25 protein-coding genes and 1 tRNA gene are annotated in these 20,943 nt (G+C 70.8%); 17 read left to right on the top strand and 9 right to left on the bottom strand.

What is annotated here, in order from left to right; all coding sequences use genetic code 11:
- Positions 1–27 precede the first annotated feature (27 nt).
- From ACIWQI_RS04690 to ACIWQI_RS04680, 3 genes are read left to right on the top strand one after another with little or no spacing between them, the layout of a single operon-like run.
- Positions 28–711 (top strand): HAD hydrolase-like protein, encoded by a 684-nt coding sequence (locus ACIWQI_RS04690; RefSeq protein ID WP_396655953.1) that lies wholly within the window; start codon positions 28–30, stop codon positions 709–711.
- Positions 704–1,978, top strand: a complete 1,275-nt coding sequence (locus tag ACIWQI_RS04685; RefSeq protein WP_396655952.1) for a hypothetical protein — start codon at positions 704–706, stop codon at positions 1,976–1,978. The genes ACIWQI_RS04690 and ACIWQI_RS04685 overlap by 8 nt, the downstream gene beginning before the upstream one ends.
- Positions 1,975–4,056, top strand: coding sequence for a bifunctional lysylphosphatidylglycerol flippase/synthetase MprF (locus ACIWQI_RS04680; protein ID WP_396655951.1), 2,082 nt, complete (start codon positions 1,975–1,977; stop codon positions 4,054–4,056). Before ACIWQI_RS04685 ends, ACIWQI_RS04680 begins: the two co-directional genes overlap by 4 nt.
- 1 nt (position 4,057) lies before the next feature.
- Here ACIWQI_RS04680 and ACIWQI_RS04675 read toward each other — a convergent pair whose 3' ends face one another.
- A complete protein-coding gene (locus tag ACIWQI_RS04675; protein ID WP_396655950.1) occupies positions 4,058–4,264 on the bottom strand; it encodes a cold-shock protein in 207 nt (68 codons plus the stop codon).
- Positions 4,265–4,596: 332 nt separating this feature from the next.
- Here ACIWQI_RS04675 and ACIWQI_RS04670 point away from each other — a divergent pair, with 332 nt between their 5' ends.
- From ACIWQI_RS04670 to ACIWQI_RS04660, 3 genes are read left to right on the top strand one after another with little or no spacing between them, the layout of a single operon-like run.
- Positions 4,597–5,241 (top strand): GntR family transcriptional regulator, encoded by a 645-nt coding sequence (locus ACIWQI_RS04670; protein ID WP_396655949.1) that lies wholly within the window; start codon positions 4,597–4,599, stop codon positions 5,239–5,241.
- A gap of 25 nt (positions 5,242–5,266) precedes the next feature.
- Positions 5,267–5,758 carry a GNAT family N-acetyltransferase gene (locus tag ACIWQI_RS04665; protein WP_396655947.1) on the top strand — a complete coding sequence of 164 codons (492 nt, stop codon included), beginning with the start codon at positions 5,267–5,269 and terminating at the stop codon, positions 5,756–5,758.
- 55 nt (positions 5,759–5,813) lie between these two features.
- The gene (locus ACIWQI_RS04660) at positions 5,814–6,077 is read left to right on the top strand and encodes a hypothetical protein (RefSeq protein WP_396655946.1); all 264 of its coding nucleotides are present in this window, start codon (positions 5,814–5,816) and stop codon (positions 6,075–6,077) included.
- Positions 6,078–6,153: 76 nt separating this feature from the next.
- Here ACIWQI_RS04660 and ACIWQI_RS04655 read toward each other — a convergent pair.
- A tRNA-Leu gene (locus ACIWQI_RS04655) sits at positions 6,154–6,237 on the bottom strand.
- A gap of 156 nt (positions 6,238–6,393) precedes the next feature.
- On the opposite strand from ACIWQI_RS04655, the gene ACIWQI_RS04650 reads away from it, so the two are divergent.
- From ACIWQI_RS04650 to pknB, 7 genes are read left to right on the top strand one after another with little or no spacing between them, the layout of a single operon-like run.
- The gene (locus ACIWQI_RS04650; RefSeq protein WP_396655945.1) at positions 6,394–7,116 is read left to right on the top strand and encodes an FhaA domain-containing protein; all 723 of its coding nucleotides are present in this window, start codon (positions 6,394–6,396) and stop codon (positions 7,114–7,116) included.
- Entirely contained in the window at positions 7,113–7,631 is a 519-nt protein-coding gene (locus ACIWQI_RS04645) for an FHA domain-containing protein (RefSeq protein ID WP_396655944.1), read from the top strand. Before ACIWQI_RS04650 ends, ACIWQI_RS04645 begins: the two co-directional genes overlap by 4 nt.
- 6 nt (positions 7,632–7,637) lie before the next feature.
- Positions 7,638–8,870: a Stp1/IreP family PP2C-type Ser/Thr phosphatase gene (locus ACIWQI_RS04640; protein ID WP_396655943.1), complete on the top strand. Its 1,233-nt coding sequence runs from the start codon at positions 7,638–7,640 to the stop codon at positions 8,868–8,870.
- A 4-nt stretch (positions 8,871–8,874) separates the two neighbouring features.
- Positions 8,875–10,251: an FtsW/RodA/SpoVE family cell cycle protein gene (locus ACIWQI_RS04635; protein WP_396655942.1), complete on the top strand. Its 1,377-nt coding sequence runs from the start codon at positions 8,875–8,877 to the stop codon at positions 10,249–10,251.
- Between the two features lie 58 nt (positions 10,252–10,309).
- On the top strand, positions 10,310–11,767 hold the full coding sequence (locus ACIWQI_RS04630; RefSeq protein WP_396655941.1) for a peptidoglycan D,D-transpeptidase FtsI family protein: 1,458 nt from the start codon (positions 10,310–10,312) through the stop codon (positions 11,765–11,767).
- Entirely contained in the window at positions 11,764–13,482 is a 1,719-nt protein-coding gene (locus ACIWQI_RS04625; protein ID WP_396655940.1) for a serine/threonine protein kinase, read from the top strand. The genes ACIWQI_RS04630 and ACIWQI_RS04625 overlap by 4 nt, the downstream gene beginning before the upstream one ends.
- 55 nt (positions 13,483–13,537) lie before the next feature.
- Complete coding sequence (gene pknB, locus ACIWQI_RS04620) at positions 13,538–15,235, top strand: Stk1 family PASTA domain-containing Ser/Thr kinase (RefSeq protein WP_396655939.1); 1,698 nt, start codon at positions 13,538–13,540, stop codon at positions 15,233–15,235.
- Positions 15,236–15,241: 6 nt separating this feature from the next.
- Here the strand turns inward: pknB and ACIWQI_RS04615 are convergent, their stop codons facing one another.
- The 3 genes from ACIWQI_RS04615 to ACIWQI_RS04605 are packed head-to-tail and all read right to left on the bottom strand — an operon-like array spanning position 15,242 to position 16,751.
- A complete protein-coding gene (locus ACIWQI_RS04615) occupies positions 15,242–15,871 on the bottom strand; it encodes an anthranilate synthase component II (RefSeq protein WP_396655938.1) in 630 nt (209 codons plus the stop codon).
- Positions 15,868–16,023, bottom strand: coding sequence for a hypothetical protein (locus ACIWQI_RS04610; protein WP_396655937.1), 156 nt, complete (start codon positions 16,021–16,023; stop codon positions 15,868–15,870). Before ACIWQI_RS04610 ends, ACIWQI_RS04615 begins: the two co-directional genes overlap by 4 nt.
- Complete coding sequence (locus tag ACIWQI_RS04605; RefSeq protein WP_396655936.1) at positions 16,023–16,751, bottom strand: class E sortase; 729 nt, start codon at positions 16,749–16,751, stop codon at positions 16,023–16,025. Before ACIWQI_RS04605 ends, ACIWQI_RS04610 begins: the two co-directional genes overlap by 1 nt.
- A gap of 62 nt (positions 16,752–16,813) precedes the next feature.
- On the opposite strand from ACIWQI_RS04605, the gene ACIWQI_RS04600 reads away from it, so the two are divergent.
- Entirely contained in the window at positions 16,814–17,050 is a 237-nt protein-coding gene (locus tag ACIWQI_RS04600; RefSeq protein ID WP_396655935.1) for a cell division protein CrgA, read from the top strand.
- Positions 17,051–17,135: 85 nt separating this feature from the next.
- Here the strand turns inward: ACIWQI_RS04600 and ACIWQI_RS04595 are convergent, their stop codons facing one another.
- Together ACIWQI_RS04595 and ACIWQI_RS04590 are read right to left on the bottom strand one after the other, a co-directional pair.
- Positions 17,136–18,020 (bottom strand): rhomboid family intramembrane serine protease, encoded by an 885-nt coding sequence (locus tag ACIWQI_RS04595; protein WP_396655934.1) that lies wholly within the window; start codon positions 18,018–18,020, stop codon positions 17,136–17,138.
- 20 nt (positions 18,021–18,040) lie between these two features.
- Positions 18,041–18,598, bottom strand: coding sequence for a peptidylprolyl isomerase (locus ACIWQI_RS04590; protein ID WP_396655933.1), 558 nt, complete (start codon positions 18,596–18,598; stop codon positions 18,041–18,043).
- Positions 18,599–18,694: 96 nt separating this feature from the next.
- On the opposite strand from ACIWQI_RS04590, the gene ACIWQI_RS04585 reads away from it, so the two are divergent.
- On the top strand, positions 18,695–19,276 hold the full coding sequence (locus ACIWQI_RS04585) for a DNA helicase (protein ID WP_396655932.1): 582 nt from the start codon (positions 18,695–18,697) through the stop codon (positions 19,274–19,276).
- The gene (locus ACIWQI_RS04580; RefSeq protein ID WP_396655931.1) at positions 19,273–19,761 is read left to right on the top strand and encodes an aminoacyl-tRNA deacylase; all 489 of its coding nucleotides are present in this window, start codon (positions 19,273–19,275) and stop codon (positions 19,759–19,761) included. Before ACIWQI_RS04585 ends, ACIWQI_RS04580 begins: the two co-directional genes overlap by 4 nt.
- Here ACIWQI_RS04580 and ACIWQI_RS04575 read toward each other — a convergent pair.
- On the bottom strand, positions 19,739–20,164 hold the full coding sequence (locus tag ACIWQI_RS04575) for an NUDIX hydrolase (RefSeq protein WP_396655930.1): 426 nt from the start codon (positions 20,162–20,164) through the stop codon (positions 19,739–19,741). The genes ACIWQI_RS04580 and ACIWQI_RS04575 overlap by 23 nt on opposite strands.
- A gap of 105 nt (positions 20,165–20,269) precedes the next feature.
- On the opposite strand from ACIWQI_RS04575, the gene ACIWQI_RS04570 reads away from it, so the two are divergent.
- A complete protein-coding gene (locus ACIWQI_RS04570) occupies positions 20,270–20,668 on the top strand; it encodes a hypothetical protein (protein WP_396655929.1) in 399 nt (132 codons plus the stop codon).
- Positions 20,669–20,674: 6 nt separating this feature from the next.
- Here ACIWQI_RS04570 and ACIWQI_RS04565 read toward each other — a convergent pair.
- A partial coding sequence (locus ACIWQI_RS04565) for a hypothetical protein (RefSeq protein ID WP_396655928.1) occupies positions 20,675–20,943 on the bottom strand: 269 nt, incomplete at its 5' end.

Below are 20,943 nucleotides of genomic sequence, written 5' to 3'. Positions count from 1 at the left end.
GGCCGCACTGCCCCATAAGGTGGTGACATGGCGCTGCGCTCACCGTTCTCATGCGTCCTGTGGGACCTGGACGGCACGCTCGTGGATGCCTCGGACGGCATCCTGCGCCGGCTCGGCATCACGCTGCAGCGCTTCGGGCGCCCCGAGATCACCCGCGCCGAGCTGGCGCACTGGATCGGGCCGCCGATGTTCGAGTCGTTCCAGGTGCAGCTGGGCATGAGCCCCGCCGAGGCGGCCGAGGCGCTGATCTACTACCGCGAGCTCGCCCTGAAGGACGGGTACACCACCGACGTGCGGCTGATGCCGGGCATGGCCGAGCTGCTGCACGAGCTGCACGCCGCCGGGGTGCCGCAGTCGATCGCGAGCTCGAAGCCCGAGGTGCAGGTCGAGGCGCTCCTGGACCACTTCGACCTGACGCCGTACTTCAGCGCGGTGGTGGGGGCCGCGGCCGACGAGAGCACCCGCAGCTCGAAGGCCGAGGTCGTGGGGGAGGCGCTGCGCCGGCTCGAGGCGGCCGGGGCCCCGGTCGACCGCGCCGTGCTCGTCGGCGATCGCCACCACGACATCGACGGCGGCGCCGTGCACGGCGTGCCCGTCATCTTCGTGCGATGGGGGTTCAGCTGGCCGCACGAGGCCGAGGGGGCGCAGGCATCCGTCGACGACGTCGACCAGCTGCGCGCCCTGCTCCTGCGGGAGGGGCTGGATGCCTGAGGCGGTCGCCGCGATCCTCGGCTGGGCGATCCCGGCCGCGGTCGTGTTCGGTGTCACCGCCATCGCCGTCGCGGCGCTGATCTGGGGGCTGCGGCGCGCCGCGCGCGGACCGAAGGCGCGCTCCGCCGCCGATGCGCGACGCCAGGTAGCCGGGGCCAAGCTGGTGGCCCTCGACGACGCCGTCGACGATCTCGAGCTCGAGGTGGGTCTGTCCGGCGCCCTGTACGGGGGCGACGCCCCGCCGTCGCTGCGCCGGGCCCGCATGTCGACCCAGCACACCCGCGACGCCCTCTTCGAGGAGTACCGCACCCTGCTCTCGGCCGATCTGCTCCCGCGCGAGATCTCGCACACCTCCGACCGCATCTCCGCCGCCGCGGACAAGGCTCTCGCGCAGGTGGCGGCCGCACGCGCCGAGCACACCGCCTGGATGCGCGCCAACGTGTCGGCCAGAGATCAGGTCGCCGCGGCGTGGCGCCGACTCGACGCGCTGCGCGATGCGATGGGCGACCCGTCGGCCCTCGTCGCCGATCTGTCGGCCCGGTTCGACGAGACGGAGTGGACGGATGCCTCGCACGCCGCGGCGACGGCGCTCGCCGAGGCCGAGCGCGCCGAGCAGCTGCTGGGCACCGCCGCGAAACAGGCGGACGACCCCACGGCCTCGGCCCTGTCGACCCTCGCCGAGGCGGAGCGGGCGCTGCGGGCCGCTCAGGAGGCGGCCCGCACCCTCGAGGAGTCGCACCGGCTGGTGACGCAGGCCGCGCAGGCGGTGCCCGACGAGATCGCCGCCGCACGATCCGCGATCCGTCAGGCGACGGTCACCCGCGAGTCGCTCGAGCCGGTCGACAGCGACCGGCTCGGCGTCGCCGTGGCCGAGGCCGAGCAGTCGCTCGACGCGCTGCTTCCGGCGGCGCCGCGCCGGCCCACCGAGACGGTCGACCGGATCGCGCGGCTGCGCGACCGGCTCGACATGGCGCTCGGTGACGCGCGCACCGCCCAGCAGCGGCTGCGCGGTGCGCGCAGCGCCCTGCCCGGAACCCTCGCCGCGGCGCGCGGGGCAGTCGCCCGGGCCGAGGCATCCGCCGCCCACACCCACCCCGCCGCCGACGCCCGCGTGCGCCTGGCCGCCGCCCAGCGCGAGCTGGCCGCCGCCCGGCAGGCAGCCGATCCCGTCGAGGCGCTGGATGCGGCTCGGCGCGCCATGCGGCATGCCGAGGACTCCCAGGCCCTGGCCGATTACGACAGACTGACCAGCGGAGGCAAGCCATGACCGCACCCCCTGCCGAAGCGACCGCAGAGAAGAGGAACCCCGTGCTCGCCGTCGTGCGTCGTCTGCCGGGGACGATCGCGTTCATCGTCGTGATCCTCATCGTCGGCGTGGTCAGCGGAGCGCTGTGGACGCCGTTCGCCGACAGCCCGGCGTGGGAGACCTTCGCCTACGGTCTTCCGGCGCTCGAGGCAGGGCGATGGTGGACGCCGATCACCGGCACGTTCTTCCAGGGCCATCCGTGGGTCTACCCCATCGTCGCGGTCGCGATGCTGGGCATGGTGTTCCTGGAGTACAAGCGCGGCTGGCGGGTCATGTTCGCCTACTTCTGGGTCGGGCAGCTGTTCGCCGTCCTCGGCGCCGCGCTGATCTTCTGGGCCTTCAGCTTCACGGGCTGGCCGTGGGCGGTGCACGGGGCGACGCTGCTCGATGTCGGCTTCAGCGGTGGGGCCTTCGCCTGCATCGCGGCGTCGGTCGGGCTCTTCCGGGCGCCGTGGCGCGCGCGCGCGTGGCTCGTGCTGCTGGGTTTCGTCATCGTCGCGCTCATCTTCTGGGGCGAGATCGCCGAACTGGAGCACGCCCTGGCGGTCTTCCTGGTGCTGGCGGTGGACCGCACGCTCCACGTCCAGCGCGCGACCGTGCGCGAGCAGCGGTTCGTGGCGTTCCTCGGCCTGATCCTGCTCGGCGCCCTCGAGGTCATCGTGCTGCTCGTGCCGACCGACGGGCTGTTCGGCGAGACCGAGCCCGGCTCGGGGTCGTGGATCGACATCGCGATCGACGTCGTGGTCATCCTCGTCGTCGCCGAGGGCCTGCGGCGCGCCCGCCGGTGGGCGTGGGTGGTCAGCATCATCCTCGCGATCTTCAACATCGCCACGGGCGCCCTGCTGCTGCTCGTTCTCACCGTCGTCCGCTGGCAGGAGGCCGAGGTCGACATCTCTGGCGACCCGTCGCTGCTGCTGGCGACCTCGACACTGTGGCTGTTCATGCTCGTCTACCTCATCTGGGTGCGCCACGCATTCCGATGGAAGCGCAAGGGCACGGTCGGCCGGGGCGAGACCCCGTCCCTCGACGAGGTGAAGGACATGCTGCGCGCCCACGGCGGCGGGACGCTGTCGTGGATGACCACGTGGGAGGGGAACACCTACGCTCGCACATCGACCGGGATCGTGGCGTACCAGCGCCGCGCGGGCGTCGCCCTCGCCCTCGCCGACCCCCTCGGCCCGGAGGAGGGACGCGCGCAGTCGGTGCGCGAGTTCATCGACATGGCCCAGCGCGCCGGGCTGACCCCCTGCTTCTTCAGCTGCAGCGATGCCACCAGGGATGCCGCTCCCGAGGGGTGGCACAGCCTGGTCGTCGCCGACGACACCATCGTCGACCTGCCCGGACTCGAGTTCACCGGGAAGCGGTGGGCCACGGTGCGCACGTCGCTGAACCGGGCCGGCCGCGAGGAGATGACCTTCCGGATGACGCACCTGCACGACGAGTCATGGGGTGTGCAGGCGCAGCTGCGGGCGATCTCGGAGATGTGGGTGGGCGACAAGGGCCTGCCTGAGATGGGCTTCACCCTCGGCACACTCGCCGAGGCCGAGGATCCGGAGGTCCGGCTGGCGCTCGCGATCTCGCCGGACGGCGATGTCGACGGGTTCCTGTCCTGGCTGCCGATCTACGGCGGCGACGGGGTCGTCCGCGGCTGGACGCTCGACCTCATGCGCCGCCGCGAGGGCGGGTTCGGCCCGGTGATGGAGTTCCTGATCGGCAGCTCGGCGGCGCACTTCCGCGACGAGGGTGCCCAGCTGCTGTCGCTGTCGGGCGCACCGCTGACGCACGACTACCCGCCCGACGCGGGCATGATCGCGGCGCTCAGCGAGAAGCTCGCCGCCGCGCTGGAGCCGGTCTACGGCTTCCAGTCCTTGCACCGCTTCAAGGGCAAGTTCAATCCGCGGTACGAGACCATGCATCTGGTCTACCGCGACGAGGCCGACCTCACGCGCATCGGCGTGGGGCTGACCAAGGCGTTCCTGCCCGATGCGACGCTGCGACAGTTCGCCGGCGCCGGCATCGAGCTGGTCCGCGGGGGTTAGCTCACAGCGGTCGGATGTTCGCCGCCTGCAGGCCCTTCGGGCCTTCAGCGGTCTCGAACTCGACGCGCTGGTTCTCTTCCAGCGAGCGGTATCCGCTCGCCTCGATTGCGGTGTAGTGCGCGAAGACGTCCGCGCCGCCGTCGTCTGGTGCGATGAAGCCGAAGCCCTTCTCTGCGTTGAACCACTTGACGGTGCCGGTAGTGCTCATTCCATGCCGTTCGTTGTATGCGACCGCGAACGGCCGCAGGGGATGAATGGTCCCACGCTAGCCGTACACGGCGACACGAACGCGGATCGACCGCACATGGTGACACAAATGTGAGAATCGGACGCCGCGCAACGGGGCGCCTGAAGCCCATTCGACGCCCGGGCGGGGCTTGCGGCCGCACAGCCCGGGCGTCGACGGATCCCCCCGGATAGGCCGCGCGTGGCGCGGCGTTGCCACTTTAGCCGATATATCAGTCTGGCGGCAGATTCCTCTGTGGCTTTGCACAGGGCGAAACGGGCTTCCAGGTGGGAGGCATACAATCGCACCGTCTGATGAGTACCGAGCTCCCCCTCTCGCCGCTGGAGCCCGGCGGTGCAGTCCTCGGTGACGAGGTGTACGCCGTGCTCGGCGCAGCCATCCGCGACGGTCGCCTGGCCCCCGGCCAGCGGCTGCGCGACGTCGAGCTGGCCGAGGCGCTGGGCGTCTCGCGGACACCGGTGCGCGAGGCCCTGCAGCGACTGCAGCGCATCGGCCTCGTGGAGGTCTCCGCCAACCGCTACACCCGCGTCTCGCAGCACGACGAGGCTCTCATCCACGAGGCCCACGAGTACCTCGTCTATGCGGTCGGGTTCGGCCTGCGGATGTCGCTGACCCGGTGCACCGACGACGAGCTGGCCACGCAGCTGGACTGGGTGGATCGGATGATCGAGGCATCCATCGCCGACGACCACCGGGCGCTCACCCAGGCCAGCGCCGGTCTGTTCGAGCTGGTGAGCAAGACCTCGGGCAATCGTGTGTATCTGCGGGTCATGCGCGAGGCGGGGCTGTTCTTCCAGCGCAGCGTCGAGTCGTGGACGCCGTACATGCGCGACCCCGAACAGCGGACCGCCCTGCTTCGGCAGCTGCGCGAGGCGATCGCGCGGCGCGACGGTGCGGCCGCCGAGGCGATCGTCCGCCGCCAGCAGGGCATCGCCTGACACCGCGCCTCGGTATCGTGTGTCCATGCGGCACGTCGACCTGCGCGCCGTCGAGGACGACGACCTCGACGCGATCTTCGGGATGATGCGCGACCGCGACGCCGCCGAGATGGTCGCCTTCGGCGCCGAGGACCCCGACGACCGCGACGCTTTCGACGAGTGGATGTCGCGACGCCGCGCGTCGGACGAGGTCGACCTGCTCGTGGTCACCGAGGACGGCGGCTTCGCCGGCACCGCGGCGTCGTTCGCGGTGGGCGCCGACCGCGAAGTGAGCTTCTGGCTCGCCCGCCACGCCTGGGGCCGCGGCGTGGCGACCGAGGCGCTGCGACTGCTGGTGGCCCGCGAGCCCGAGCGGCCCCTGTTCGGACGGGTCGCCGCGCACAACGCCGGCGCCATCGCGGTGTTCGAGCGGAACGGGTTCACCGAGCTCTCCCGGGCCCCGATGCACGCGCCCGCACTGGGCCGCGAGATCGACGAGATCGTCTACGTGCTGACCCCCGCCCTCGACGGGGTGTGAACTCGGCGTGCCGACGGGACGCTCACCGGCCCGCATCCCGCCGTATGGTGTGGGCATGACCCACTTCTCTGCCGCCGACGTGACAGTGCTCCTCCGTCGGCACGACCCGCTCGGCCTGATCGAGGCCGGCGCCCCCGCCGACGAGTACCAGCCGGAAGCAGGCACGATCACGCCGCGACTGGCGCAAGCGACGTCGGCGGAGGACGTGCAGGACATCCTGCACACCGAGTTCCAGGCCTGGTTCACCCCGAACGTCGCCGGTCCCCGCGAACGGTACCTCGCTCCCGCCACCGAGCTGTGGCAGGCGGTGAGCGGCTGAGACCGGCAGCCAGCGTCGCGTCGGGAACAGATAGGGCCCCGCCCGGGTATCCCGGGTCGGGGCCATCTGCGTCGTGTGCGCGAGGGGGGAGTTGAACCCCCACGCCCTTTCGGGCACTGGCACCTGAAGCCAGCGCGTCTGCCTATTCCGCCACTCGCGCGAACCGCGGTCGCCCGCGGATCAACCTCCTGAGGATATCACGGCGCGCGGCGGCATCCAGTCCCCTCCGGTCCGGCCCGGACCGGCGTGCACCCCGGCACGATTCAGCGAGGCCAACTAGCATGTCTCTACCATCCAACCCGGCACGAGGAACCCCGTGGGACTACTTGACAGCTTCGAGAAGGGTCTCGAACGCGCGGTCAACAGCGCGTTCGCAAAGACCTTCCGCAGCGGCATCCAGCCGGTCGAGATCGCATCCGCGCTGCGCCGCGAACTCGACACCAAGGCGGCAGTGGTCAGCCGGGACCGCATCCTGGCCCCGAACTCGCTGACCGTGCGGCTCTCGCCGAGCGACGACGAGAAGATGCGCGCCCTCGGCCCGACCCTGGGCGAAGAGCTCGACACCCTGGTCCAGAAGCACGCGAAGTCGCAGGGGTACAGCTTCGCCGGCCCCGTGTCGATCACGATCACCGAGGACGACACGGTGCCCACCGGCACGATCCAGGTCGACTCCGGCACCGCCGCCGGCCAGGTCTCCTGGCGCGCAGTGGTCGAGATCGACGGCGTGCGGCATCCCCTCACCAAGTCCCGCACCGTGATCGGCCGGGGCAGCGACGCCGACATCACCGTCGCCGACGCCGGGACGAGCCGCAAGCATATCGAGATCCTGTGGGACGGCGAGCGCGGCATGGTCCGCGACCTCGGCTCGACCAACGGCTCCACGATCGAGGGCCGCAAGTTCCGCGAAGCGCCGCTCGCGCCCGACACCGTCGTCCGCATCGGCCGCACGGACGTGATCTTCCGGATCGTGCCGCAGGCGACGCCGCCCATCCCGCCGAAGCCGCCGCTTCCCACCGTCGAGAGGGGCCGCCCCTCGTGAGCGAGCTGACCCTTCTGCTGCTGCGCATCGGATTCCTGCTGCTGCTGTGGTTCTTCGTGTTCGCGGTCGTCTACTCGCTGCGCGCCGACCTCTTCGGCGTCCGGGTGCGGAAGATGCCCGAGCCCGCGGCCGCCGGAAGGGTGGATGCCACCGGCCCGCTGCCGCCCACGCCCGCGGCGAAGCCTTCGCCGCGCTCGAACAGCACCACCCAGGCGACGACGGCGACCGCAGGGCGCATCGTGGTGACGTCGGGCCCCAAGGCCGGGATGGAGCTGCCGCTGGGCACCGAGCCGCTGACGATCGGCCGCTCGAGCGAGTCGGGCCTGGTGATCCGCGACGACTACACCTCGACCCAGCACGCGCGCCTCATGCTCTGGGGCGACCAGTGGATGCTGCAGGATCTCGACTCGACCAACGGCACCTGGCACGACGGCAAGCGCGTCTCGACCCCGGTGCCCGTGCTCGTGGGCGCGCCGATCAAGGTCGGCGCCACGACGTTCGAGCTGCGGAAGTAAGGCGGCATGGTCTTCGAAGGCTCGAGCGCTGCGATCTCGCACACCGGCAAGGTCCGCTCGAACAACCAGGACTCCGGGTACGCCGGATCCAACCTGTTCGTCGTCGCCGACGGCATGGGCGGCCACGCCGGCGGCGACGTGGCGTCGAGCATCGCGATCGCACGCCTGGAGGATCTCGACCGGCACTTCGACTCGACCACCGAGGCCGAGCGCACGCTGCAGGAGGCGATCACCGACGCCGCGGCCGACCTCATCGACATGGTCGCGCGCCGCCCCGAGCTGGCCGGCATGGGAACGACGGTCTCGGCGCTGATCATGGTCGACGACTACGCGGTGATCGCGCACATCGGCGACTCGCGCATCTACCTCTATCGCGACGGCGCGCTCACCCAGATCACCGCCGACCACACGTTCGTGCAGCGCCTGGTCGACTCGGGGCGCATCACACCCGAGGAGGCGCGCTACCACCCTCGCCGCTCCGTGCTCATGCGCGTGCTCGGGGACATGGACACCGACCCCGAGATCGATACGTTCATCATGCCGACCCAGCCGGGCGATCGCTGGCTGCTCTGCTCGGACGGGCTGTCGGGCGTGGTCGACGATGCGCACACCGCCAAGACCATGGGGCTGGGGCTGGCTCCGGCCCGCACGGCCGACAACCTGCTCAAGCAGGCGCTGGATGCCGGCGCGCCCGACAACGTCACGGTCGTCATCGTCGACGTGGGCGGTCAGCATCCGCTCCTGACGGGCACCCCCACGATCGTCGGCTCCGCCTCCAACCCCGAGGGCATCGCTGTGCCGGCCGCCCGTTCCGGCCGCCCGAGCTGGCTGCACCCCGCCCGCCAGGCGGCGAACGAGCCGAGTCACTACGAGCCCGACGCCGACTTCCTCGAAGAGCTCATCGAAGAGGATCGGCGCCGCGCCCGGCGCCGGCGCATCACCTGGATCGTCGGGTTCGTCATCGTCATCGCCCTCATCGTCGGCGGCCTCATCGCCGCCTACAACTGGACGCAGACCCGCTTCTACGTCGGCGCGGACCTCGACACGGTGGTGGTGTTCCAGGGCATCCAGCAGAACCTCGGCCCCATCCCGCTGTCCAGTCCCTACGAGGACACCGGGATCCCGCTCGAAGACCTGACCTACTTCCAGCGTCTCGCCGTGGAGGAGACGATCTCGGCCGGCTCGCTCGACGAGGCCAGGGAGATCGTCGAGCGCCTGCGCCCGAAGGACGGGAGGTGACCGGATGACCGCTCCCGACCTGGCCGCCGACACCGCCGTGGTGCGGGCCCTGAAGAAGATCCGCGTGCCGCAGACCCAGCGCAACCGCGAACTCGCCCTGCTCGTGTTCGCGCTGATCCTCAACGCCGGCGCCGTGGCCCTCGTGCAGCTGGGCGCCACCGGCGTGATCGACGCGAAGTTCCTCATCTACTGCGGGGGACCGGCTGCCCTCGCCATCGCGCTGCACATCCTCCTGCGGCTGCGCGCGCGTGCCGCCGACCCGTTCGTGCTCCCCATCGCCACCCTGCTGACCGGGCTCGGGATCGCGATGATCTACCGCCTCGACATCGCCCATCGATACCACGGCTGGGCCGCCTACTCGACACGACAGCTCGCCTGGTCGCTGATCGCCCTGGTCGGCGCGATCCTCGTCGTCTACTTCCTCGTCAACTACCGCGTGCTGTTCCGCTACACGTATCTGTCCGGCCTCGTGGGCATCGTGCTGCTGGTCCTGCCGATCATCCCCGGCCTGAGCGCCGGCGGCAACGCCGACATCTGGGTCGACTTCGGCATCTTCTCGTTCCAGCCCGGCGAACTGGCCAAGCTCTTCCTCGCGGTGTTCTTCGCGGGCTACCTGGTCCGCACGCGCGAGAGCCTCACCTCGACCGGCACCCGGTTCCTGGGCATGACGTGGCCGCGCGTGCGCGAGTTCGCGCCGCTGCTGGTCGTGTGGGTGATCTCCCTGGTCATCATCGTGATGCAGCGCGACCTGGGCACCGGCGTGCTCATCTTCGGCATGTTCGTCGCGATGCTGTACGTGGCCACCGGCAAGACCGGCTGGGTGCTGATCGGCGTCATCCTCGCCGCGGCGGGGGCCTTCGCGGCATCCCGCATCCTCCCGTACGTGGGTGCGCGCTTCACCAACTGGCTGGACGCGTTCAACCCCGACCTCATGGACGACAGCAGCTTCCAGCTGGTCAACGGCATCTTCGGGCTCGCCCAGGGCGGGCTCATCGGCACCGGACTGGGGCGCGGCCGGCCGTATCTGACCCCGCTCGCGGAGAGCGACTACATCTTCCCGAGCCTCGGCGAGGAGCTCGGGCTCATCGGCGTGTTCGCGATCCTGTGCCTGTACATGGTGTTCACCAGCCGCGGCATCCGCATCGGACTGGCAGGGCAGGACGACTTCGGCAAGCTGCTGGCCACCGGCCTCTCGTTCACGATCGCGCTCCAGGTGTTCATCATGGTCGGCGGCGTCACCCGCCTCATCCCGCTCACCGGCCTCACGACCCCGTTCCTCGCGGCAGGCGGCTCGTCGCTGGTGGCGAACTGGATCATCGTCGCGCTGCTGCTGCGGATCTCGGACGCCGTGCGCAGCCGCCCACGGGTGGTGATCGGCTGATGACCGTTCGACAGGCTCAGGGACCGACGGCTGTCGCGCCGGAGAGGAGGCGGGACCGGTGACGAAGGAGCTCCGACGCCTCAGCATCCTCATGCTGATCATGTTCCTCGCGCTGTTCGGCGCGACCAGCTGGATCCAGGTGGTCGAGGCCGAAGCGCTCTCGGCGAACCCCGCCAACAAGCGCGCTCTCTACGACAGCTACGAGGTGCAGCGCGGCGCGATCATCGCCGGCGGCATCCCGATCGCGACCTCAGTGCCCTCCGGCGACCTGTACAGCTGGCAGCGGGTGTACACGGACGCCGAGATGTGGGCGCCGGTGACCGGGTACATCAACCCCGTCCTCAACTCCGCGACCGGACTCGAGCAGGCGATGAGCCAGCAGCTCAGCGGCACGGGCGGATCGCAGTTCCTCTCGCGCATCGAGCGCATCCTCACCGGCAAGCCGCCCCGCGGCTCGAACGTCGTCACGAGCCTCGACCCGGCGGTGCAGCAGGTCGCCTTCGAGGCCCTGGGCGATCTGCAGGGCGCCGTGATCGCGATCGAGCCCGACACCGGCCGCATCCTCGCGATGGTGACCAGCCCCAGCTACGACACCAACCTGCTCGCGTCGCACAACACGACCGAGGTCAATGCGGCGTTCGACGAGCTGGACGCCGACCCGACGCATCCCCTCTACAACCGGGCGATCGGCGGCAACCTCAACCCGCCCGCGTCCACCTTCAAGCTCGTCGTCGCCTCGGCGGCGTTCGCCAGCGGCGAGTGGACCCCCGAGTCGACACTGCCCAACCCGATCCGGTACACCCTTCCGGGCACGAACACGCAGGTGCAGAACTCCGGCGGCGGCGACTGCGGCGGCGCGCCGACCGTGACCATCGCCGACGCGCTGCGGCTCAGCTGCAACATCCCGTTCGCCGAGCTCGCCGTCGAGCTGGGCGACGACGCGATCCGCGTCGAGGCGGAGAAGTACGGCTTCAACCGGTCGTTCACGATGCCCCTGGAATCGACGCCGTCGACCTACCCGAGGGCGCTGTCGGACGACCAGACGGCGCTCACCGGATTCGGGCAGGGGGATGTCAGGGCCACGCCCCTGCAGATGGCCATGGTGTCGGCCGGGATCGCCAACGGCGGCGTCGTGATGAACCCGATGATGGTCGACCGGGTGATCGGTCCCGACCTGTCGGTGCAGCAGACCTTCGACCCCAGCGAGTTCGGCCGCGCCCTCGACGAGCGCCTCGCCGCCGAGATGACCGGGCTCATGGTCAGCAACGTCGAAAACGGCGTGGCGGGGAATGCAAGAATAGAGGGCGTCCAGGTGGCGGGGAAGACGGGCACAGCAGAGAACGGCGACACCGACCCCTACACCCTGTGGTTCACCGGGTTCGCACCCGCAGATGATCCGCAGGTTGCGGTCGCTGTCGTCGTGGAGGATGGCGGGGGACAGGGTCAGTCGGGCTTCGGCAACACCATCGCGGCCCCGATAGCGAAGAAGGTCATGGAGGCGGTGCTGAACCGATGAGGCCAACACAGGGCGTGTCCTTCGGCGGTCGCTACGAGCTGCAGTCGCGGATCGCGATCGGCGGCATGGGAGAGGTCTGGGAGGCGACCGATCACGTCATCGGACGCACGGTCGCGATCAAGATCCTCAAAGACGAGTACATGGGCGACCCCGGGTTCCTCGAGCGCTTCCGCGCCGAAGCCCGCCACGCCGCCCTCGTGAACCACGAGGGCATCGCCAGCGTCTTCGACTACGGCGAGGAGAACGGCTCGGCGTTCCTGGTCATGGAGCTCGTGCCCGGCGAGGCGCTGTCGACGATCCTCGAGCGCGACGGCTCGCTGTCCACGGACAAGACGCTCGACGTCGTCGCCCAGACCGCGGCCGCTCTGCAGGCGGCCCATGCGGCCGGGCTCGTGCACCGCGACATCAAGCCCGGGAACCTGCTCATCACGCCGGACGGGCGGGTGAAGATCACCGACTTCGGCATCGCGCGCATCGCCGACCAGGTGCCGCTGACGGCGACCGGCCAGGTGATGGGAACGGTGCAGTACCTGTCGCCCGAGCAGGCGTCGGGGCACCCGGCATCCCCCTCCACCGACATCTACTCCCTCGGGATCGTCGCGTACGAGTGCCTGGCGGGCAAGCGCCCCTTCACCGGCGAGTCGCAGGTGGCCATCGCGATGGCGCAGATCAACGAGCAGCCCCCCGCCCTGCCGCCGACGGTGGCGGAGCCCGTGCAGAACTTCGTGATGGCGATGATCGCCAAGAAGCCCGAAGACCGCCCGGCATCGGCCGCGTCCGTCGCCCGCGCCGCCACCGCGCTGCGCCGTGGCGACGTGGCCGCTGCGGCCGCCGCCGTGCCGGCGATCGCCGGGGGCGCCGGCAGCGACGACGTCACCCAGCTGCTGGGAACGGGCCTGGCCACCGAGGACGCGACGCGGATCATGCCGGCGGCGACCGCCGCGACCACGGCGACAGCGACCGAGACTCCGGCCAAGCGCAAGCGCAGCCCGTGGACCTGGCCGCTCATCGCGCTGATCGTGCTGCTCCTGCTGGTGCTCGGCGGCACCCTGTTCGCCCTGTTCGCCAACCAGGGCGGCGGTCCCGCGCCGACCACGACTTCGCCCACGCCCACGCCGACCTCGACCACTCCGACGCCGACCCCGACCGAGGACCGGGTCAACGTCGGCGAGCTCGGCCTGATCGGCATGACCTGCGACGAGGCGCGCGTCGTGCTCGAGGACAACGACCTCGTCGCCTCGTGCATCGAGGGCAACGCCGCCGGCTCCTCCGACCAGGAGGGTCAGATCTACTCCGTCGACCCGACCGGCCGCGTGCCGGCCGGCACGACGATCACGGTGACCTACTACGGTCCGCCGGTCTCGATCGGCGCGCCGCAGACCGCGCCGAACATCACCGTCGGCGGCAACCCCGCCAACCAGGTGGAGGCGGGTGCGACGGTGCAGCTGAACTGGGCGAACTTCACCTGCCCGTCCGGCACCGGCGTCCTGAGCGCCTACACGGTGACCGTCTCGGGCGCGCAGTTCGCGGCCGGCGGCAGCGAGCGCAGCTTCGAGCCCAGCGTGCGTCAGGCCGACATCGTCGTCAACGGCGCAGTCGGGTCGACGGTGAGCGCCACCTACACCGCCACGTGCGGCGGCAACGAGTCGGGTTCGTCGCCGCCGATGGATGTCTCCATCGTCGCTCCGGCCGATGAGGGCGGCGACGACGGCTGAGCCGGGGCCGAGACGATCCGTCCGTTAGGCTGGCACCGTTTCAGGGGGAGTGTCCGTGACGAGTGAGGCTCGCGTGCTGTCGGGGCGCTATCGCGTCGACGAGCTGATCGGCCGCGGCGGCATGGCCACGGTGTACCGCGGCTACGATCTGACGCTGGGCCGCCCGGTCGCCATCAAGGTGCTGCGACGCGACCTCGCGCGCGACAGCACGTTCCGCACCCGGTTCCGGCTGGAGGCGCAGGCCGCCTCGCGGATGGCCAATCCCACGATCGTGCGGGTGTACGACGCGGGCGAGGACAGCGAGACGGATGCCGACGGCTCGACGCACCCGGTCCCGTTCATCGTGATGGAGCTCGTCCACGGGTCCCTGCTGAAGGACGTGATCGCGGCCGGGCCGGTCCCCGTCGCGGATGCCGTCCGGTACGTCGACGGAATCCTGGAGGCGCTCGAGTACTCGCACCGCGCCGGCGTCGTGCACCGCGACATCAAGCCGGGGAACGTGATGATCACGTCGGCGGGTCAGGTCAAGGTGATGGATTTCGGGATCGCCCGCGCCGTGTCCGACTCGTCGTCGACCGTCGCCGAGACCACGGCGATCCTGGGCACCGCGTCGTACTTCTCGCCCGAGCAGGCCAAGGGCGAACCGGTCGACGGGCGGGCGGACCTCTACTCGACGGGGGTGGTCCTCTACGAGCTGCTGACCGGGCGTCCGCCGTTCCGCGGGGAGTCGCCGGTGGCGGTGGCGTATCAGCATGTCAGCGAGACCCCGGTGCCGCCGTCCGAGGTGAACCCCCAGGTGCCGCGGGCCCTCGATGCGCTCGTGCTGCGGGCGCTGGCCAAGGACCCGTTCCAGCGCTTCCAGGACGCGGCGCAGTTCCGTGAGGCGCTCGACGCGACCGTCGACGGCCGGTCGCCGTCCAAGCGCGCGGTGGGTGCGCTGACCAGCGAGCTGTACGGCCCGAATCCGCGGCAGGCCGCCGAGACCGCCCGCACCCTGCGGCAGCTGAGCACCGACACCACCATGAAGCGCACGCAGTCCGGCCCGCCGGTGGCGTGGATCTGGACGGGCGTCGCCCTGCTCGCCGTGCTCATCCTCTCGGTGGTCTTCTTCGTCATCTCCATCCAGCCGGACTCCGGCCTGCCCGCCAATTCCCGCATCGTGCCCGATGTCTCCGACCGCACCTACGAGGACGCCAACGAGATGCTGCAGGCCGAGGACCTCATCCCGTACCGCGTCGATCAGCCGAGCACCACGGTCGAGGCCGGCAGGGTCATCCGCACCGACCCCGAAGCGGGCGCGACGGTCACTCCGGAGCAGCGCATCACGGTGTACGTGTCGGAGGGCGCGGAGACCGTCCCCGTTCCCGGCGTGGTGGGTTCTGCCCAGGCGGACGCCGTGTCCGCGCTGGAGGCCGCGGGCCTGACGCTCGGGGTCGTCGCCCAGCGCAACGACCCCGACCTCGCGGCGGGCATCGTGATCTCCACCGACCCCGCCGAGGGCACCGAGCTGGAGAAGGGCGCCACCGTCGACCTGGTCGTGGCGACCGGCCGCGTCGTGATCAAGGACTACACCGGCTTCACCCTGCAGGCGGCCACCGAAGAGCTCGAGGGCCCGCAGTCGCGTCTGACCGTGGAGCGCGTCGACGATCCGTCCTGCGCCGCGACGGACCCGCCGACGGTGATCGCGCAGTCGATCCCGCCCGGCGAGGCGCCCGTGCACGCGACCGTGCAGCTGACCGTCTGCTCGGGCTGACCCGGGCTAGGGACGCAGTCCCTCCGCCGCGGCGACGGCGTCCGGCATCCCCACGCTCGCCAGCCAGTTCGCCAGCAGCCGGTACCCGCCCTCGGTGAGCACGCTCTCCGGATGGAACTGCACCCCGACGATCGGCAGCGTGCGGTGGGCGACGCCCATGATCACGCCGCCGTCCGTGCGACTGGTCACGATGAGGTCGGCGGGCACGGTCTCGGGCGCGATCGCGAGCGAGTGGTATCGTCCGGCGGAGAACGGATCGGGCAGACCGTCGTACAGCGCCGAGCCGTCGTGGTGCACCGCCGAGACCATGCCGTGCATGAGCTCGGGCGCGTGGCCGACGCGCGCCCCGAACGCCGTGGCGATCGCCTGGTGGCCCAGGCACACGCCCAGCAGCGGCATCCCGCCCTCTGCGGCGGCACGCACCACGTCGACCGAGGCGCCCGCTCCCTCGGGGGTGCCCGGCCCCGGCGACACCATGACGGCGTCGAACCCGGCGATCACGGCGCCGGCGCCGGATGGGCCATCCCCGATCTCGTCGGCCTCGACCACCTCGACGTCAGCGCCCAGCTCGCGCAGATACCCGATGAGGGTGTGCACGAAGCTGTCTCGGTTGTCGACGACGAGCACGCGGGTCATCCGACCGTGACCTCCTGCGGGTTCACGAACTGGCTCACCCAGGGGAAGACGTACCAGAACAGGCCGTAGAGCACGGCCGCCAGCAGCGCGAGGAGGATGAGCACCCGCACCCACCACGGGCCGGGGAGGATCCGCCACAGTGCCGCGTACATCAGGCGTCCCCCACCGGGGCGAGCGAGGCGGGGGCGCCGGCGGCACGCGGCTGAAAGGACTCGAACAGCCCGTAGGCGACGATGCGCTCGGCATTGGAGTACCGCGGCGAGCAGCTGGTGAGCGTGATGTAGCGGTCGGCGGCCACGGCCTCGGGCGCCTGCGGCACCGGGAGCAGCACCTCGACGGCATCCGGCCGCACGTACTCGAGGGTGCGGAAGCGGTAGGTGTACCAGCCGTCGGGTGTTTCGACCACGATCGCGTCGCCGATGCGCAGGTCGGCGATCCGCGCGAACGGAGCGCCGTAGGTGGTGCGATGCGCCGCGATGGCGAAGTTGCCGATCTCGCCGGGCAGCTGGGTGTCGGGGTAGTGGCCGACCATCCCCTGGTCGAGGATCCGGCCCTTCGCCACCCCGGCGGCGATGGTCCGGGCGTAGCCGTCGCCGAAACGCGGCACGTGCAGCAGGGCGAACTCGTCGGCGAACCCGGGCTCGGGGACCGCGGCCGGTTCCGCGGGCTCCGGCGTCGCGGCGGGCTCGGACGACGCGACCACGGGATCGTCGGCGGCGGCCCACTCCTGCGCGAGCTCGTGGCCCCGCGCGTCGGTCTGCGCGCCGATGATCCAGTCGCCCACCCACAGCTGCCAGGACACGTAGAGCAGGACGACGACCCCGACCGTGATGAGGATCTCGCCCAGCACGCCGGTCACGCCGCGGATCGCCCTGTTCACACGGCGAGTGTAGCCCGCGGGACTGAGCGGGCCTGAGCGGGCCGTTGGCCTAGACTGGGAGGATGGCACGATCGAACAAGGGCGAGGAGCCCATCGTCGAGGGTGAGCGCGAGGACGCGCCCAACCCCGTGTGGTTCAAGCCGCTCATGGTCGGCTTCATGCTCGTCGGCCTGCTCTGGATCATCGTCTTCTACCTCAGCCTGCAGGCGTACCCCATCCCCGGAATCGGCGGGTGGAACCTCGTGATCGGCTTCGGCATCGCGTTCATCGGCTTCCTGATGACCACGCGCTGGCGGTAGCCGACGCGCGTCGCGGCCGACCGCAGGAGTTATCCACAGGTTCATCCCCAGCTGGGGATGAATCACAGCGCTGTAATTCCCCGCGTCAGACGTACAGGGTCGCCGGGATCACGAGCAGGGCCAGCAGCACGATCGTCACGCCGACGAGCAGCCCCTGCTGGAGCCGCTGCTGCCGCAGCGCCCGCGTGCGGGCGAAGATGAAGCCGAGAGCCGCACCCACGATGAATCCGCCCAGGTGCGCCTGCCACGAGATCGCGATCGCGGCCAGCGAGCCCCCGATGATGCCGAAGATGAACGGCAGGGCGAAGTTGATGCCGATGATGATCGCGATGCCGGTGACGTTGGCGCCGATGTGGCGGCCGATCACCAGCAGGGCCCCGAACAGCCCGAAGATGGCGCCGGACGCCCCGACCACCCAGGTCCCGGGTGCCAGCAGGGCCACGGCGACCGAGCCGCCGAGACCGCTGATCAGGTAGAGGGCGAGGAACCGCCACCGCCCCAGCAGAGGCTCCAGGCTCCGGCCGATGAGGTAGAGGGCGAGCATGTTCAGGCCCATGTGCCAGAAGCTGCCGTGCACGAGCAGCACCGTGAACAGGCGCCACGGCTCGAAGCCGATCGAGGGGATCAGCAGCGCGCTGTTGAGCGCGAACCACTGCTGCACGGGCGAGCCGGGGATCAGCTGCGTGATGTAGGTGACGGCGGTGATGGCCATGATCCAGTAGGTCACCAGGGGCCGGGTGTCGCGCACGAGCGCCATGCTCGCTCCGCGCGGGCGGGCGGCGCGCGCCACGCGGGGCATCGCCTTCTGCTGCTCGCGCATGCACTCGGGGCAGATGACGCCCACCGGCGCCTGGGTCTGGCACTCGCCGCAGATGGTCCGGCCGCACCGCTGGCACAGCGCGAAGCTCTGCCGGTCGGGATGCCGGTAGCAGAAGTTGTCGGGGTTCGACGAGAACTCGGCAGAGCTCATCGGCGGCTCGGCGTCGGCGCTCAGGCCGCGACGATGTCGATCGAGCTGATCACGACCGGCTCGACCGGCCGATCGCCCGGCCCGGTGGGGACGGCGCTGATCGCATCGACGACTGCGCGCGAGTCGGCGTCGGCCACTTCTCCGAAGATCGTGTGCTTGCCGTTGAGCCACGGCGTCGGATCCGTGGTGATGAAGAACTGCGAGCCGTTCGTGCCCTCGGCCTGACCGGTGATGGCGTTGCGGCGCAGTCCGGCATTGGCCATCGCGAGCAGGTACGGCGAGCCGAAGTTCAGCTCGGGATGGATCTCGTCGTTGAACGTGTAGCCCGGTCCTCCCGTTCCCTGGCCGAGCGGGTCGCCGCCCTGGATCATGAAACCGGGGATGATGCGGTGGAAGATCACGTCCTTGTACAGCGGACCCTCGCCGGGCCGGCCGGTGGCCGGATCGGTCCACTCCGCGCTGCCGTCGGCGAGACCGGTGAAGTTCTGCACCGTGCGGGGTGCGTGGTCTCCGAAGAGGTTGACGACGATGTCGCCGTGGGTGGTGTGCAGGGTCGCGACCGCAGTGGGAACTGGCATGGGTACATTGTCTCAGAGTTCCGTGCAACCCCTCGCGGGTCGGGCCTGGTCTGGCAAGATGGGTGATCTACCGATCCCACGGATAGGGAGGGCCCCGTGAGCCTCAGCCGCAAGCGCAAGAAGGAACTCCGCAAGCTGCAGGACCAGGCGAACAAGCTCTGGGAATCCCAGCAGGTGCTCGTCGGTGAGGCCGGTGCCGTCGCCCGTGAGGCGGGCCGCCAGCTCGGTAACTACAACCGCGAGCACATCATGCCGACCGTGCAGGCCAAGTACGACCGGTACGCGGCACCCTATGTCGACAAGGGCGTTAAGGTCGGCAAGCAGGTGCTCACCGACCGCATCATCCCGGCGACGGGTGCGGTCGTCGGCTCCGCCCTCTCGGTGTGGGATGCCGCCAACGACACACGCCAGCGGCTGACCGCCGGCCGCGAGCTCAACCTGGATCTGGAGGCACTCGCCAAGCGCGCGGACAAGCGCGGGAAGGGGATCTCGAAGAGGCTCGCCGCCCAGCTGGCCGCGGCTGCCCCGGAGAAGAAGGGCATCGGCGCGGGCGGGGTCATCGCGATCATCCTCGGCGTCGCCGCCGCCGTCGGCGTGCTCTACGCGGCGTGGCAGACGCTGCGCGCCGACGACGAGCTGTGGGTCGCCGACGACCCGCTGCGCGCGCCGGACGCGTGACCGACCCGACCTCCCGGGTGCGGGAGGCGGCCGCCGCCCTCGGTCTCGAGATCGAGCTGCGCGAGCGGCCCGCCGCGAGGAGCCTGCCGGAGGCGGCGGAGCTGCTGGGCCTGCGGCCCGCCGACATCGTCAAGACTCTGGTGGTCGAAAAGCCTGACGACACCTTCGTGTTCGCGCTCGTGCCCGGCGATCGGGCGATCTCCTGGCCGAAGCTGCGAGCGCTGCTGCGGGTCAACCGGCTGAAGCTCCCCGAGGGCGACGTGGCCCTCGCCGCGACCGGGTACGAGCGGGGCACGATCGTCCCCCTCGGCAGCACCACCGCCTGGCCCGTCTACGCCGACGAGCGCATCGTCGGCACGCGCGTCGCGATGGGTGCGGGCGCGCACGGATACAGCCTGTTCGTCGACGCCGACGCGCTCATCGCCTCCCTCCAGGCCACGGTGGCCGACATCTCGAAGGATCTCACAGCATCCCGCTCATCCTGAGCGAGATGTCCACCAGCCGCACCCGCTGCAGTCCGCGCACCTGCTCGAGCGTGAACCACTCGGCGCGATCGGTCGAGCCGTTCTCCTCGTTGCGCAGCCGCCCGCCGATGATGGTCGCACGGTAGACGATCCGCAGGGTGTGCAGCGGGACGGCCGTGCCGGGGGTGGTCCTGCGGGTTGCGGGGATCACACGGGAGTGGATGCCGAGCAGCTCGTCCACGCGCACCCGATACCCGGTCTCCTCGCGGACTTCGCGGCGCGCCGCGTGCTCCGGATCCTCACCCTCCTCGAGGCCGCCGCCGGGCATGGTCCAGGCTGCTTTGCGCCCCTCGTTCCAGTGCGCGAGGAGCACCCGGCCGCCGTCGTCGACGACGACGGCGTAGGCGGCGACGCGCAGGTCCATGCTTGTCACGCTAGCGGCTGGATCCCGGCACCGGCGCCGTGGCCGGACTCACAGAACACTTTCATCCGTGCGGATAGCCTGCAGGATCAGCATCGAGGAGGTCTCATGACAGTCCACACGATCGCACGGTCCGCGGTGGCCACGCTCGCCCTCGCGGCGGTGTTCACCGTGGCGGCGTGCGCGGCTCCGGCGCCGTCGGCCGATCCGCAGCCGGCCCCCGACGCCGCAGCGCCGGACGCCGTCGAAGCGCCCGGTGACGGCGAGTACGCGTTCGGGACCGACCGCGATCAGATCGCCGCCTCGATCTCGGCGGCGTTCGCGTCGAAGAACGGCGAGGCGCGCTGGGACGGCGACACGCTCGTGCTCCGGATCGACGGCGATGCGACCGCGACGATCGCGGGAGCCACCGAGTGCCTCGTGCTCCAGGAACTTCTCAACGAGGGCGACGGCAGCGTCATCGAGTACCCGAACGGCACGCTCGCCTGCGCGGACGTGCTGCCCTAGGGCGCCTCAGTCGATCAGCGCGCGCAGGAGGAGTGCCTCCTCCCGCACGTGACGGGCCCAGTCCGCATAGGGCTCGTCGGAGAACGCATCGCCGTGGTACAGCCGTGCCGCGGCACGACGGCTCTCGTCGTCGTCCCGCTCCGCCAGCCGAAGGAAGCGCTCCAGGTCGATGTCGAGGTGGGCGAGCTCCAATCGCACCGAATCGCCTTCGGTGACCAGATGATGCTGCACCGGTCGCAGGCGTTCCGGGTCGAGCGCTCTCCGGATGACGTTGA

The organism is Microbacterium sp. (genome assembly GCF_044508325.1).
Classification (GTDB): Bacteria; Actinomycetota; Actinomycetes; order Actinomycetales; family Microbacteriaceae; genus Microbacterium.
This window is presented reverse-complemented; position numbering and strand designations above follow the sequence as displayed.